General features: G+C 73.2%; 15 protein-coding genes. 7 read left to right on the top strand and 8 right to left on the bottom strand.

The window, feature by feature from the left end:
* The first annotated feature begins 32 nt into the window (after nt 1-32).
* The 3 genes from JOD95_RS13630 (at nt 33) to JOD95_RS13620 (ending at nt 2423) form a co-directional block, all read left to right on the top strand.
* Nucleotides 33-920 carry a CoA ester lyase gene (locus JOD95_RS13630; RefSeq protein ID WP_200884115.1) on the top strand — a complete coding sequence of 296 codons (888 nt, stop codon included), beginning with the start codon at nt 33-35 and terminating at the stop codon, nt 918-920.
* A gap of 9 nt (nt 921-929) precedes the next feature.
* Entirely contained in the window at nt 930-1421 is a 492-nt protein-coding gene (locus tag JOD95_RS13625) for a DUF6264 family protein (protein ID WP_209685471.1), read from the top strand.
* Nucleotides 1422-1547: 126 nt separating this feature from the next.
* Nucleotides 1548-2423 carry an aldo/keto reductase gene (locus JOD95_RS13620; protein WP_066656468.1) on the top strand — a complete coding sequence of 292 codons (876 nt, stop codon included), beginning with the start codon at nt 1548-1550 and terminating at the stop codon, nt 2421-2423.
* A 71-nt stretch (nt 2424-2494) separates the two neighbouring features.
* On the opposite strand, the gene JOD95_RS13615 is transcribed toward JOD95_RS13620, so the two are convergent.
* Nucleotides 2495-2983 (bottom strand): hypothetical protein, encoded by a 489-nt coding sequence (locus JOD95_RS13615; protein ID WP_209685469.1) that lies wholly within the window; start codon nt 2981-2983, stop codon nt 2495-2497.
* 131 nt (nt 2984-3114) lie between these two features.
* Here JOD95_RS13615 and JOD95_RS13610 point away from each other — a divergent pair, with 131 nt between their 5' ends.
* Complete coding sequence (locus tag JOD95_RS13610) at nt 3115-4080, top strand: NAD(P)H-quinone oxidoreductase (RefSeq protein ID WP_209685467.1); 966 nt, start codon at nt 3115-3117, stop codon at nt 4078-4080.
* 6 nt (nt 4081-4086) lie between these two features.
* Here JOD95_RS13610 and JOD95_RS13605 read toward each other — a convergent pair whose 3' ends face one another.
* The 6 genes from JOD95_RS13605 to JOD95_RS13580 all read right to left on the bottom strand — a co-directional run bounded on the left by JOD95_RS13605 (nt 4087) and on the right by JOD95_RS13580 (nt 10281).
* Complete coding sequence (locus JOD95_RS13605) at nt 4087-4827, bottom strand: amino acid ABC transporter ATP-binding protein (RefSeq protein ID WP_066656477.1); 741 nt, start codon at nt 4825-4827, stop codon at nt 4087-4089.
* Entirely contained in the window at nt 4824-5702 is an 879-nt protein-coding gene (locus tag JOD95_RS13600) for an amino acid ABC transporter permease (RefSeq protein ID WP_209685465.1), read from the bottom strand. The genes JOD95_RS13605 and JOD95_RS13600 overlap by 4 nt, the downstream gene beginning before the upstream one ends.
* Nucleotides 5703-5706: 4 nt before the next feature.
* A complete protein-coding gene (locus JOD95_RS13595) occupies nt 5707-6531 on the bottom strand; it encodes an ABC transporter substrate-binding protein (RefSeq protein WP_209685464.1) in 825 nt (274 codons plus the stop codon).
* 95 nt (nt 6532-6626) lie between these two features.
* Nucleotides 6627-7151, bottom strand: a complete 525-nt coding sequence (locus JOD95_RS13590) for a cupin domain-containing protein (protein ID WP_245172346.1) — start codon at nt 7149-7151, stop codon at nt 6627-6629.
* A complete protein-coding gene (locus JOD95_RS13585; RefSeq protein WP_307810453.1) occupies nt 7148-8569 on the bottom strand; it encodes an amidohydrolase family protein in 1422 nt (473 codons plus the stop codon). Before JOD95_RS13585 ends, JOD95_RS13590 begins: the two co-directional genes overlap by 4 nt.
* Nucleotides 8566-10281, bottom strand: coding sequence for an adenosylhomocysteinase (locus JOD95_RS13580; RefSeq protein ID WP_209685462.1), 1716 nt, complete (start codon nt 10279-10281; stop codon nt 8566-8568). The genes JOD95_RS13585 and JOD95_RS13580 overlap by 4 nt, the downstream gene beginning before the upstream one ends.
* Nucleotides 10282-10423: 142 nt before the next feature.
* Here JOD95_RS13580 and JOD95_RS13575 point away from each other — a divergent pair, with 142 nt between their 5' ends.
* From JOD95_RS13575 to JOD95_RS13565, 3 genes are all read left to right on the top strand, one after another.
* Complete coding sequence (locus tag JOD95_RS13575; protein ID WP_066656489.1) at nt 10424-10687, top strand: glutaredoxin family protein; 264 nt, start codon at nt 10424-10426, stop codon at nt 10685-10687.
* Nucleotides 10688-10812: 125 nt separating this feature from the next.
* Nucleotides 10813-11088 carry a GlsB/YeaQ/YmgE family stress response membrane protein gene (locus tag JOD95_RS13570; protein WP_066656492.1) on the top strand — a complete coding sequence of 92 codons (276 nt, stop codon included), beginning with the start codon at nt 10813-10815 and terminating at the stop codon, nt 11086-11088.
* 169 nt (nt 11089-11257) lie between these two features.
* Nucleotides 11258-11758: a hypothetical protein gene (locus JOD95_RS13565; protein ID WP_066656496.1), complete on the top strand. Its 501-nt coding sequence runs from the start codon at nt 11258-11260 to the stop codon at nt 11756-11758.
* Between the two features lie 32 nt (nt 11759-11790).
* On the opposite strand, the gene JOD95_RS13560 is transcribed toward JOD95_RS13565, so the two are convergent.
* Nucleotides 11791-13239, bottom strand: a complete 1449-nt coding sequence (locus tag JOD95_RS13560; RefSeq protein WP_209685460.1) for a flotillin family protein — start codon at nt 13237-13239, stop codon at nt 11791-11793.
* Nucleotides 13240-13394: the final 155 nt, after the last annotated feature.

Below are 13394 nucleotides of genomic sequence, written 5' to 3'. Positions count from 1 at the left end.
GGTCCGACGGGCCGGTGTGGTAGCAACGTGGCATGGCCATCGACGACCGCACCGCCCCGTCCGCCCCCGCACCCTCGTCGGCCCGGCCGGACCGGCGTCGGTCGGTCCCCGCCGAGATCTCCCGGTCGTGGCTCCTCGTGCCCGGCACCGCCGCCGACCGGTTCGAGCGGGCACAGCGGTCGCGCGCCGACCAGATCATCCTCGACGTCGAGGACGCCGTCGACCCCGCCGCGAAGCCGGGCGCCCGCACGACCGTGGCCTCGTGGCTCGCGGGCGGCGGTGAGGCCTGGGTCCGGATCAACGACGTCACGACGGACTTCTGGGCGGACGACGTCGAGGAGCTCCGCGGCCTCCCGGGCCTGCAGGGCGTGATGCTCGCGAAGACCGAGTCGCCCGCGCAGGTCACCGACACGTGGCACCGGCTCGGCGGCCACACCCCGGTGATCGCCCTGGTCGAGTCGGCGCTCGGCATCGAGGAGGCGACGTCGATCGCGAAGGCACAGGGCGCCTTCCGTCTGGCCTTCGGCTCGGGTGACTACCGCCGCGACACCGGCACCTCGGCCGACACGCTCGCCATGGCCTACCCGCGCTCCCGGCTCGTCGTCGCCTCGCGCGTGGGCGACCTGCCGGGTCCGATCGACGGCCCGACGGTCGGCTCGGCGCACGCGATCCTCCGCGAGCAGTCCCAGGTGGCGGTGTCGCTCGGCCTGACCGGCAAGCTCTGCCTGGACACCGAGCAGCTGCCGGTCATCAACGAGGTCATCTCCCCCACGCCGACCGACGTCGCCTGGGCGCAGGACTTCCTCGACGACTTCGACGCCCGCGGGCAGGTCATCCGCGACGGCTCCGACCTGCCGCGACTCGGCCGCGCGCAGAAGATCCAGCGGCTCGCCCGGGCGTTCGGCGTCGAGGCACGGTAGACCGGCCGCATGACCTGGTCGCACCCGTCCGGCGGTCCGCCGCAGTCCTCACCCTCGGGTCCGTCCCAGTCCGGCCCGGGCAGCACCGAACGCGCCGCGTGGGCGCGTGGCGGCACGACGCTGTTCCCCGCGGGCCGGGTCGCCGACCGGGTGTCGACCGTCCTCCTGCTCGCAGCCGGTGCCCTCCTGACGCTCCTCACCCTGGTGGTCGGGATCATCGCGGTCGTCTCGGCCACCGCGGGCTGCGACGCGGCCACGGGGTGCTCGCCGGGCCGCTTCCTCGGCGGCGCCGCGATCGCGGTCGGCGGGTCCTTCGTCATCGGGGTCGCGACGGTCGTGCTCGCGGTCGGCGCCTGGGTGCGTCGTCGCTCGTCGTGGTGGATCGCCGCGCTCGGGTTCGTCCTGGCGATCGTGGTCGTCACCTGGGGCGGGGTCGTGTTCGCGCAGGCAACCGACCCGGCGACGGGGGCCGGCCAGGTGACCGCACTGCAGCTCCCCTAGCGCGGCGTCCGCCGGACGGGAGGCGCGTGGCGGGGCCGCCACGGGCCTCCCGTCCGGCGGTCCCGTCGGCCTGTCCCGTCCGCGCACGCTGGGCGTCGCCCCGGTCGACCGGCGCAAGCTGGGCGCATGAAGCAACGAGTCATCGGAGACGTGTCGGTCAGCGCGATCGGACTGGGCGGGATGCCCATGTCGATCGAGGGGCGGCCCGACGAGCGACAGGCGATCGCGACCATCCACGCCGCCCTCGAGGCGGGCGTCACCCTCATCGACACCGCGGACGCCTACCACCAGGCGGCCAAGGACGAGGTCGGGCACAACGAGGAGCTCATCGCGAAGGCGATCCGCGAGTTCCACGGCGACACCGACGCGGTGCTCGTCGCCACGAAGGGCGGCCACCTGCGGCCGGAACCGGGCGCGTGGGCGCAGGACGGCCGACCGGAGTACCTCAAGGAGGCCGCGAAGGCCTCGGCGAAGCGCCTCGGTGTCGACGCCGTCGGCCTGTACCAGTTCCACCGGCCGGACCCGTCGGTGCCCTACGCGGACTCGATCGGGGCACTCGCGGAGCTCCTCGACGAGGGCGTCATCCGCATGGCGGGCATCTCGAACGCCGACCCCGACCAGATCCGTGAGGCGAACGAGGTCCTGGGCGGCCGCCTCGTCTCGGTGCAGAACCAGTTCTCACCGGCGTTCCGGTCGAGCGAGCCGGAGCTCGAGCTGTGCGACGAGCTCGGCATCGCGTTCCTGCCGTGGAGCCCCCTCGGCGGCATCGCGAAGGCCGCCGACCTGGGGACCGCGTACGAGGACTTCGCCGTCATCGCCCGCGAGCGCGACGTGTCGCCGCAGGTCGTGGCGCTGGCGTGGGAGCTGCAGAAGAGCGACGTGGTGATCCCGATCCCGGGTGCGTCGCGGCCGCAGTCGATCCTGGACTCGGTCGTCGCGGCGACGGTGAAGCTCCGCGACGAGGACGTCGCCCGGCTCGACGCTGCTCGACCGGCGGCCTGACGGGCCGGAGCACCCGCACGACGACGCCCCGTCCACCGATCGGTGGACGGGGCGTCGTCGTGCTGCGGCGGTCAGGACGTGCAGGCCTGCTGGAACTCGGTCCCCGCGTCCTGGACCTTCTGCGTGGTGTCCGAGAACGCCGACAGGTCCGCCGACTGCGGGTCCGCCGTGATCGCCTTGATCTGCGTCAGCATGTCGGTGTACGCCGACCGGAACGCCTCGGCCTTCGGCTTGACGTCGGCGTTCTGCACCGCGTCGACGCCGTCGGACAGCGACTGGTCGAACTCCTCGAGCTTCGCGACGGCTGCCTGCGGGTCCGACTGCAGCTCGGTGACCTGCGACTGCAGGCCCTTCGCGGCGTCCTCGACCTTCGACTGGAACGCGTTGCACGCCTCGGCCTTGCTCTGGGACGCGGCCTGCGGCGCCGCGGAGCTCGGGGCCGAGGAGGCCGCCGAGCCGGAGCCCTCGGCGCCGCCGTTCCCAGAGCCCCCGTTCGAGCAGCCGGCGAGCAGTGCGACGGCGAGTGCCGCGGTCGCGACGGCGATGGTCTTCCTGGACATGGACGTCCCCCCTGGTCGTGCCCGCGCGACGGAGCGGCGCGGATCGGCACCGACGGTACACGGCGGCCGTCGGGCCTGCCGTGCCACGAGCCGTGCCGGTCTGCCCTGCCGCGGGGCGTACGGTCGAGGGCATGCAGGCGATCACGGCACACGACGGCGGACTCCGACTCGACGAGCACCCGGACCCGGTCGCCGGGCCGGGCGAGCTCCTCGTCGAGGTGGCAGCGGCCGGGGTGAACAACGCCGACCTGCAGCAGGTCGCGGGCAACTACCCGCCGCCGCCCGGCGCGTCCGAGGTCCTGGGCCTCGAGGTCTCCGGGACGGTCCGCGCGCTCGGCGACGGCGTCGACGGGTTCGCGGTCGGTGACCGGGTGTGCGCGCTGCTGTCGGGCGGCGGCTACGCGACCCTCGTGGCCGTGCCCGCGGCCCAGGTGCTGCCGGTGCCCGACGGCGTGGACCTGGTCGAGGCCGCGGGACTGCCCGAGGCCTCGTGCACGGTGTACTCGAACGTGGGGATGCTCGCGGGGCTCCGGCGCGGGCAGACCCTGCTGGTGCACGGCGGCACGGGCGGCATGGGATCGCACGCGGTCGTCTGGGCGAAGGCGCTCGGTGCCCGGGTGATCGCGACGAGCGGCGGGGAGCGCAAGGTGCGTGCTTCGAGGGAGCTCGGCGCCGATCTCGTGGTGGACCACCGCACCGAGGACTTCGTCGAGCGCGCCCGCGACTTCACCGACGGCCGCGGGGTCGACGTCGTGCTGGACGTCGTCGGGGCGGACTACCTCGCGAAGCACCTCGACGTGCTCGCCCCGAACGGGCACATCGCCGTGATCGCGGCGGGCAGCGGGCAGAAGGGCGAGCTCGACTTCGGCGCGATGATGCGGAAGCGTGCGACCATCAGCGCGACGACGCTCCGAGCCCGGCCGCTCGACGAGAAGGCCGCCATCGTTGCCGCCGTCCGCGAGCACGTCTGGCCGCTCGTCGCCGACGGCAGCGTGCGACCGATCGTCGACTCGGTGGTCCCGCTCGCCGAGGCAGCGGAGGCACACCGCCGGGTCCGCGACGGCGAGGTCATCGGCAAGGTGCTGCTCGCCGTGTGACCCGGGTCAGGCGTGGACGCGGGACAGGAACTCGACGAGCGCCGGGTGCTGCGGTCGGTCGAGCACGTCCGCCGGTGCGCCCTGCTCGACCACCTCGCCCTGGTGCAGGAACACGATGCGGTCGGCGACGTTCCGGGCGAACGACATCTCGTGCGTGGTCATCAGGATCGTGGCGCCCTGCTCCTTGAGCTCGCGGACGAGGTCGAGCACCTCGCCGACGAGCTGCGGGTCGAGGGCACTCGTCACCTCGTCGAGCAGGAGCAGCTCCGGCGACGTCGCGATCGCCCGCACCACGGCGACACGCTGCTGCTGCCCGCCGGAGAGCCGGTCCGGGTACGCCCCGGCGAAGTCGCCCAGTCCGATCCGGTCGAGCAGTCGGCGGGCGGTGGCCTCGGCCTCGGCCCGGGCGATGCCGTGCACCCGACGGGACGCGAGCGTGACGTTGTCGAGCACCCGCATGTGCGGGAACAGGTTGAACTGCTGGAAGACCACGCCGATCCGGGCGCGGGTGGCGTCGACGTCGGTGCGGGGGTCGGCGATGTCCGTCCCCTGGAGCAGGATCTCGCCGTCGTCGATGCCCTCGAGCAGGTTCACCGTCTTCAGCAGTGTCGACTTGCCGGAGCCGGACGCCCCGATGACGCAGATGACCTCGTGGCGGTGCACGGTCAGGTCGATCCCCCGCAGGACCTCGTGCTCGCCGAAGGTCTTGCGCAGTCCGCGCAGTTCCAGGACCACCGACTCGCTCACACCGTCCCCCCGATCTGCTCGCGACGCTGCTGCCGTCGAGCGATGGCATCCGTCACCCGGATGAGCGGGAGGCTGATCACGACGAACAGCAGCCCCGCGACGAGGTACGGCGTGAAGTTGTAGGTCTCGGCCTGTGCGATCTGAGCGCTCCGCACCGCGTCGACGGCGCCGAGGATCGACACCAGGCCGACGTCCTTCTGCATCGAGACGAAGTCGTTCATGAGCGCCGGGGTGACCTTGCGGATCGCCTGGGGCAGCACGACCAGCCGCAGCGTCCCGGCGTGGGACAGGCCGAGCGACCGGGCGGCGAGGCGCTGGGACGGGTGCACGGCCTCCATGCCGGCGCGGAGCACCTCGGCGACGTAGGACGAGTACGTGAGCACGATCGCGATGGTGCCCCAGACCTCCGGGGGTTGCCGCGGGAAGATGCCGAGCCCCGGGATGCCGAAGCCGACCAGGTAGAGCACGATGATGAGCGGCAGACCCCGGAACAGGTCGGTGTAGGCGGTGGCGAGCATCCGCAGCGGGAAGAACACCGGGTTCCGCAGCCCCCGCACGACGGCGAGCAGGGTGCCGAGCACGGCGACGCCGATCGCGCTGAAGAACAGGATCCGGATGTTCAGCCACAGCCCGAGCAGGACGGCCGGGAAGGTGTCGATCGCCGTCTGCGGGTCGAAGAACGACTGCTGCACCGCGGCCCAGCCGGGCGTGTTCACGACGCCGAGCCAGACGACCGCGATCACGACGAGCGTCGAGACGACCGAGACGACGACCGAGCGGTGGCCGCGCTGCCGACGGTAGAGCCGTCGTTCGAGCTCGACCTGGCTCGGCGCTGGAGCGGTCACCGGGGCGCCGGCACCTGCTGGGGCGGTCACCGGGCTACTTCAGGACGGGGGTGTTCGTCTCCGAGGAGAGCCACTTCGTCTGCAGGTCGGCGAGCGTGCCGTCGCTCTCCAGGGCCTCGAGGGCCTTGTCGACCTTGCTCGTCAGCGCGGAGCCCTTCGGCAGCACGAAGCCGAACTGGTCACCCGAGCCGTCCTCGGGGAACTGCGCCGACACCGTGCCGTCGTCGAGCTGCGCGGCGGCCATGTAGAACGCCGTCGGCAGGTCGGTCACGATCGCGTCGATCTGCCCCGACTGCAGCGCCAGCACGGCGTCGTCGTTCGAGTTGAACACCTGCGGGGTGACGCCGAGCACGTCCTTCACGGAGCTGATGCTCGTGGAGCCCGAGGCGACACCGATCGTGTCGCCCTTCAGTGCGGCGACGGTGGTGTCCTTCGCGGCCTTCGACCCCGACGTCGTCACGACGGCCTGCGTGGTCGTGTAGTACGGCGTGGACATGTCGACGGCCTTCTTGCGCTTCGCGTCGATCGAGAACTGCTGGACGTTGAGGTCCCAGTCCTTCGGGCCGGGGGCGATGGCGCTGTCGAAGGTGCTGCGCTTCCAGACGACGTCGCCCTTCGCGTAGCCCATCTCCTTCGCGACCGCGTAGGCCACGGCGGACTCGAAGCCCTTGCCGGACTGCGGGTCGTCGTCCTCCACCCAGGGCGAGTAGGCCGGCTGGCCGGTCGCGATCGTGAGCTTGCCGTCCGTGACGGTGCCGTCGCTCCCGGCGCTGCTCCCACCGGCGGAGCAGGCGGCGAGCGCGAGGGCGGCGACCGTGGCGGTGGCGACGGCGAGGGACAGACGGCGGGTGCGGGTCACGGGAGGGCCTTCGTCAGCGGGACAGAGCGGGGTGGAGCGGGCAGGAGGCAGTGTACCGGCGCGTGGGATACCACCGCGACGCGGATGACCGTCGACTACGCGGTCGCGGCGTCGCCGTCGGTGTCGCCCGCCATCGTGAAGTCGTCGAACGAGAACCCGGGCGACACCATGCAGCTGAGGAGCACCTCGCCGTCGCCGGGCAGGGTGCGCTGCCAGACCCCACCGCGCACGAAGGCCTGGGCGTCGTGCAGCCGGTGCCGGCCGGCGTCCGGGCCGAGGGTGATCCGGTCCCCGGGCTCGGGCCGGTCGCCGGAGCCGCCGAGCTCGAGCACGACGGTGTCCGGCCCGTGCCACATCCAGATCTCGTCGCTCGCGACACGGTGCCAGGCGGAGGTCTCGCCCGGGGGCAGCAGGAAGTGGATGAGGGTCGCTGCGGGGCGCTCGCCGGCGGGGGTCTCGACGGTCGAGGGCGAGGTCCACGTGCGGACGTACCAACCGCCCTCCGGGTGCGGCTCCATGCCGAGGGCGGCCGCGCGCTGCGGGACGTCGAGCCACTCGATCAGCTCGCCGCCGACGGTGCGGCGGGCAACCATGCCGGGGCGGGGTGCGGTGTCGGTCATCGTTCCTCCTGGGGACGGACGTGGTGGGGGACGGGGTCCCGGGTGTCCCCGGAACCGGGGCCCCGGGTGGGGGCTGTCTCGGGGTCGAGCGGGTGCACGGTGCCGTCGGTGGCCCGCACGACGCCGCGGACGATCGTCGCGACGGCGCGGCCGGCACCGTCCTCGACGAGTTCGGCGAGCGCGTCGGGCACGGTCCGGGCGTCGACGTCGAACACGGCCAGGTCGGCTCGTGCCCCGACGGCGAGGTGTCCGACGCGGTCCGGCCCGACCGCCGTCCCCATCGCGTGCGCGCCACCGAGGGTCGCCGCCGCCAGCAGCCGCTCGTGCAGGTCGCGGTGCGCGTACCCCTGGGCGCGGGCGATGCGGTGCAGTGCGGTGACGTCGGCCATCGGGTCGAGGGACGGCGACGACGACAGGGAGTCGGTGCCGATCGCGATCGGGCTGCCCTCGCGCAGGTAGTCCGCGACGGGCGGCGGGTCGAGGCCGATGACGGCGTTCGACCGGGGGCAGAGCGCGACCGTGGTCCCGCGTGCCCGCAGGAGGGCTCGGTCGGACGCGGTCACGTACACGCCGTGCGCGATGTGGCAGTCGGGGCCCAGCACGCCCAGCCGGTCGACGAACGCGGTGGCACTGGCGCCGAAGCCGAGCGCCCGCATGGCCCGGAAGGACGGCACGTTCGCCAGGTGCCAGTCCGCGGTGTGCCCGACGCCGTCGACGCCCTCGAGCCCCGGGACCGGCCCGAGCGAGACCCGCTCCCCCTCGAACGCCGCCTCGCCCAGGTGCAGGTGCAGCCGGAGCCCCCGCTGGCGCACGATGTCCGGCAGTTCGAGCAGCGGTGCCACGTCGAGGGAGTACGGCGCGTGCGGCGACAGCCCCGCCCCGGGCGTGGTCGGGATCCGTGCGAGCTCGTCGAGCACCTGGTCGCGCCCGTGGGACTCCCACGCCGCGTTCTCCCAGTCCATGACCTCCCAGTAGGCGATCCCGCCGAGGCGGTGCTGCTCCAGGACGTCGGCCGCCTCGATGTCGGTCACCACGTCCGCGATGCTCGTGACGCCCGCCGCGATCGATGCGACGGCGCCCGCGGACGCCTCCGCCCGCCAGTCGTGCGGGAGCGCGTAGTTCACGTTGAACGCAGCCGCCCAGTCCTCGAAACCCGCGTACTGCCGTTGACCGACACCGGACATGCCGGTGTACTGCAGGTGCGTGTGCGCGTTGACGAGACCCGGCAGGAGCGCGCCCCGCCAGCGCCGCTCCGTGCACGTGCGCCCGGCGGCGTCGAGCTGGTCGACCACCCACGACCGGTCGCCGACGTGCAGGATCCGTCCGTCCTGCACCGCGACCGCCCCGTCGGCGATCGGCGGTGCCGTCATCGGCACGACGACGCGCGCCGAGTGCACCACGACCGGCGACGCGGTCACCGGGGTGTCCCGAACCGGTGCGTCCGCACGTCCGGCTCGCGGTCGGCGGGCTGCTCGGCGATCCGGACGGGAGGAGCGACCCGGCTCCCCCACGCGGCGAGCGCGACGCGGGCGGTCGCCTCGTCCACCGCGGGGTCGACCGGCACGACGGCGCGCGGGAGTTCGTCGCCGCGCTCGAGCAGCATCCGCAGGGCGCCGAGCTGCACCGCGAAGGACAGGTCCATGATCTCGACGGGGTTGCCCTCGGCGGCGCTCGTGTTCACCCCGTTGCCCCCGGCGAGGACGAGCACCTGGTGGCCGTCCGGCCAGGTCAGGCGCTCCACGTGCTGCGCCACGGCCGTCCGGACCGCACCGGCGGCGGCCGCCGCGGACAGGGCGACCTCGTCGTCGACGCCCCCCGCGACGGACACGACCGCACCGACCGCGCACGCGCGCAGGACCGTGTGGTCCACGGTGTCCGCCACCCCGGAGGCACTCACCACGAGGTCGGCGTCGCGCACCGCGTCGACGAACGGTGCGACCGCGTGCCCGGCGAAGCGCGCCTGCAGGGCGCGGACCGGGTCGACCTCGGCGACCGTGACCCGGAAGCCGAGCGCGACGAGGACCTGGGCGACCCCCTCGCCGACGGGACCGAAGCCGGCGACGACCGCCGTGCCTCCCGGCCGGACCCGGTGCACGGCGGACGGGAGCGGGTCGACCAGGTCGAGCGTCGCGAACACCGTGGACTGGCCGGTGCCGAAGCGGTTGTCGAAGCAGGTCTTGGCGCGGGCGTCGTTGACGGCGACCACGGGGATGCCGAGCTCGCCGCGCTCGGCCATGACGCGGAGGGGTCGGAGGCCGCTCGTCGTCTCCTCCGCGGCGCCGAGCATGGTCGGCAGCAGCTCGGGCCGCTCCTGGTGCGCGAGGCGGATCAGGTGCGAACCGTCGTCGAGGAGCACGTGCGGACGCGTGTCGAGCATCGCCAGGGCGAGACGGTGCTGCTCGGCGAGCGACGCGGTGCTGTCCGCGTGGACCGGCATCCCGGCGCGGCGGAGCACGTCCGCGACCGCGTCGTCCGTCTCGTCGGCGTGCGCGTACACGACGACCTCGGCGCCCGCGTCGCGCAGGAGCAGGCTGAGCACGGCGGTCTTCGGCTCGAGCACCATCGCGACGCCGACCCGGGTACCGCGGAGCAGCCCGCCGTCACGGAGCTCCGCGGCGACCGCACGGGCGACCGGCATCGACCTGCGCGCCCAGCGGATGCGGTCCTCGGCGGCAGGGTCGTCCTCGGGCTCCCGACCGGTGGAGACGAGGAACACGTCGTCGGAGAGCGTCGGGACGGCGAGCACCCCGGGGCGGGCCGGGGCGACCGGGCCGAAGGCGTCCTCGTCCACAGCGGGGGCGTACCGGCCGGCGTCCACCACCACGAGGGTCGCACCGCGGGGCCGGTCGGTCTCGCGCTCGACGGCAGCGGTCGACTCGTCCGGGTCACCGAGGCACCAGAGCTGGTCGATCGGCTCGTCGTCAACCGGCTCGTGGTCCGCAGGGGCGGTGTCCACCGCGGTGCGTGCACCGAGCCCGGTGAGCAGTGCGACGAGCGCCGCGGCGTCACGCGGGTCGCCGCCGAGCACACGGACGGTGCGGCCGGCGACGAGGAGGTTGGTCGCCGCGGCGAAGCGTCGGACGGCTGCCGCGGCCCATGCGGCCCGCTCGGGGTCGGGTCGCTGCGGCATGGGGCCATCGTAGGGCGTGCGGGTCGGCGCGGAGTCGCGCGGGCTGACGGTCATGCGGTCACGCGGTCACGCGGTCACACGTCGTCGGGGCGTGGGCGGCGACGCGGGAATGTCCCGCGGCCGTCGGACGTACTGTGAGGACATGACTGATGCGACGTTCGACAAGGTGACGATGTTCGGCGCGGACTGGTGCCGCGACTGCCGACGCTCGAAGGCGCTCCTCGACCGCCTCGGGGTCGACTACGACTACGTGGACGTCGAGGCGGACCTGTCCGCCGCCGACCGGGCCGAGGCCATCAGCGGCCGCAAGAACATCCCCGTCGTGGTGCTGCCGAACGGCAAGCACTTCGTGGAGCCCTCGGACACCGAGCTGCAGGCGGAGCTGGAGTCGTCCGGAGCGGTGTGACCCTCGCCTGTACCTGCGCCTCCATGCAGGCTGTGAACATGCTGGGGAAGAGCGGTGTTCAATCGGGGCCGACCCAGATCGCGGACACCCCCGGACCGCGACAGGTCTGACCCAAGGAGGACACCGTGCTCGGTCTCATCATCAGCCTCATCATCATCGGCCTCATCGCCGGCGCCCTCGCCCGGCTGATCATCCCCGGCAAGCAGCACATGTCGATCCTCATGACGATCGTGCTCGGCATCATCGGCTCGTTCGTCGGCGGCTTCCTCGGGTTCCTCATCTTCCAGCACGACCCGATGGACGGCTTCTTCCAGCCGGCCGGCATCATCGGCTCGATCATCGGTGCCGTCATCGTGCTGTTCCTCTACACGCGCTTCGCGGGTCGCGGCGCGCGCCGCTGACCACCAGCAGGCGCCACTGACCGACGTGGGGGTGTCGGAGCGGCACCACGAAGGACCCCGGACCGTGACGGTCCGGGGTCCTTCGTCGTCCCGTGCGACCGATCGGCCCCGAGCAGGGGGGGACAGGGTGCTGACGGCCGTACATCGGCCGGGGCGTAGCGTCCCCGCCATGACCGACGAGAACGAACGCCCCCGTCCCGAGGACGACGCCGCACGGCTCGGACTCGTCGTCGTCGGCGAGGCCGCCGCACTGCACGCCGGGGACGACGCCTCGCTCGACGCCAGCGAGGCGAACATCCGCGAGACCGTGGACAGCATGGTCGACGAACCCCTCACGCCCCGGCAGGAGGAGGTCATGGAACGCCTCGCTGCCGCTGGCGGCACCCTCACCGCGGGCCTGAGCGGCGCACTCGCAGCGAAGACCGGCGGGCAGGTCGAGGACGTGCTCGAGGGCGCCGCTCGCAGCGTCGTCTGGCAGCAGCGTCTGGCCGCCGAGCGGGACGCGCTGCAGGGACGGCCGCAGGAGTCGACCGACGGCGACCCGGTCACCGACGGCGACCCGGTCACCGACGGCGACCCGGCCACCGACAGCGACCCGGTTGAGGACCAGCGCGAGGACGCCGGCGGCCAGCAGCGACACCGGGACGACGACGGGCGCGACCGGGGCTGACCCGACCGCGCCCGTGCGCACGACCGTGCCCGTCAGTCGACCGGCGCGGCGCCCTGCTCACGCGCGACCGCCCGGGCAGCGGCCTGGCCGGTCGTCGTGCTCTTCACGATGTCGCTCAGCGTGAAGCCGGCCGTGGTGCCGAGCAGCGCGTCGACCTCGCTGAACTGGCTCACGACGCTCTTCGACAGGGCGCCTGCGCCGTCCGAGGACACGACCGTCAGCTTGTCGATGTTGCCCATCGGCGCCGCGAGCTCGCGGGCGATGCTCGGCAGCGTCTCGAGCGCCTTCACCCGGAGCACGGCCTCGGAGTGCTGTGCGAGCGCGTCGGCCTGGGCCTTCGTCGCGTCGGCCTCGGCCTGACCCTTCGCACGGATGGCGTCGGCCGCGGCCTCACCCTCCGCACGTGAGGCGTCGGCGGCGAGCTTGCGGGCGGCAGCCTCGGCCTGGGCCTCGGCGGCGACCGCCTCGGCCGAGATGCGTCGGGCCTCGGCCTGCGCACGGGCCGTCTCGACCTGGGCAGCCGCAGCAGCCTCGGCCTCCACCCGGGTCTTGCGCGCGTTCGCCTCGGCGACCGCGCTCACCTCGGACTCGAGCTCGGCACGACGGAGCTCGGCGCGCTTCTGCGCCGTGATCTGCTCCTGTTCGACGACGCCCTGCGACGCGCGAGCCTGCGCGAGCGGACCGGCCGCTGCGGCCTCGGCCGAAGCCCGGTCGGCGTCGAGCTGCAGCGCCGCACGACGGATGGCGAGGGTGTTCTCGGCCTCGGCGATCGCCTGGTCGGCGGTGGCCCGGGCCTCGCGTGCCTCGCGGTCGGCCTGGGCCTCGGCGTTCTCCGCCTCGAGCCGGACGCGGGCGCGCTCGGCACGACCGAGGTCGCTGATGTAGTCGTTGCGGTCCGAGATGCCCTTGATCTCGAACGAGTCGACGTCGAGACCCTGGCTGTGCAGGGCGTCCTTGGCGACGTCGAGGACCGCCACCGTGAGCTGGTCGCGGTTGCGGATGATCGTCGACACGTCGGTCGCGCCGATCGACGCGCGGAGCGAACCGGACAGGACCTCGCGCGCGAAGTCGTCGATCTTCTTCTCCTGGCCGAGGAAGCGCTGCGCAGCAGCACGGATCGATGCATCGGCCTCGCCCACCTTGACGAGCGCCACGGCCTCGACGTCGATCGTGACGCCGCGGGAGTCCTGCGCGTTCACGTTGATGTCGATGGCACGCGAGGACAGCGAGATCTTCGCCACCCGCTCGAAGAACGGTCGGACGAGCACACCCGCACCGAGGACGACCTTGATGCCGGACTCGACGGTCTCGGTGCCGTCGGGGTTCTTGACCTTCCGCGACCGCTTCCCGGTGATGATGATCGCCTCGTCCGCACCGGCGTTGCGGTAGACGAGCTTGGCGTACACGAGCGCGATCACGGCGAGGACGATGATCCCCACGATGACGAGCGGGACGGCGCCGAGTGCGAGCAGGACTTCCATGATTCCCCCCAGCGGCTCCGGCACGGTCGGTCGTGACCGGGATTCCGCATCTGTTGTTCCGTTGCGCCCATCCTAGGAGCGCGGGGACCGCAGCGGCAGGACGGAGACCTGAGCTGTGGAGAACCGGACGGTCATCAGGTCCGACCGGCCACGCG

The organism is Curtobacterium sp. 1310 (assembly GCF_017834105.1).
Classification (GTDB): Bacteria; Actinomycetota; Actinomycetes; order Actinomycetales; family Microbacteriaceae; genus Curtobacterium.
This window is presented reverse-complemented; position numbering and strand designations above follow the sequence as displayed.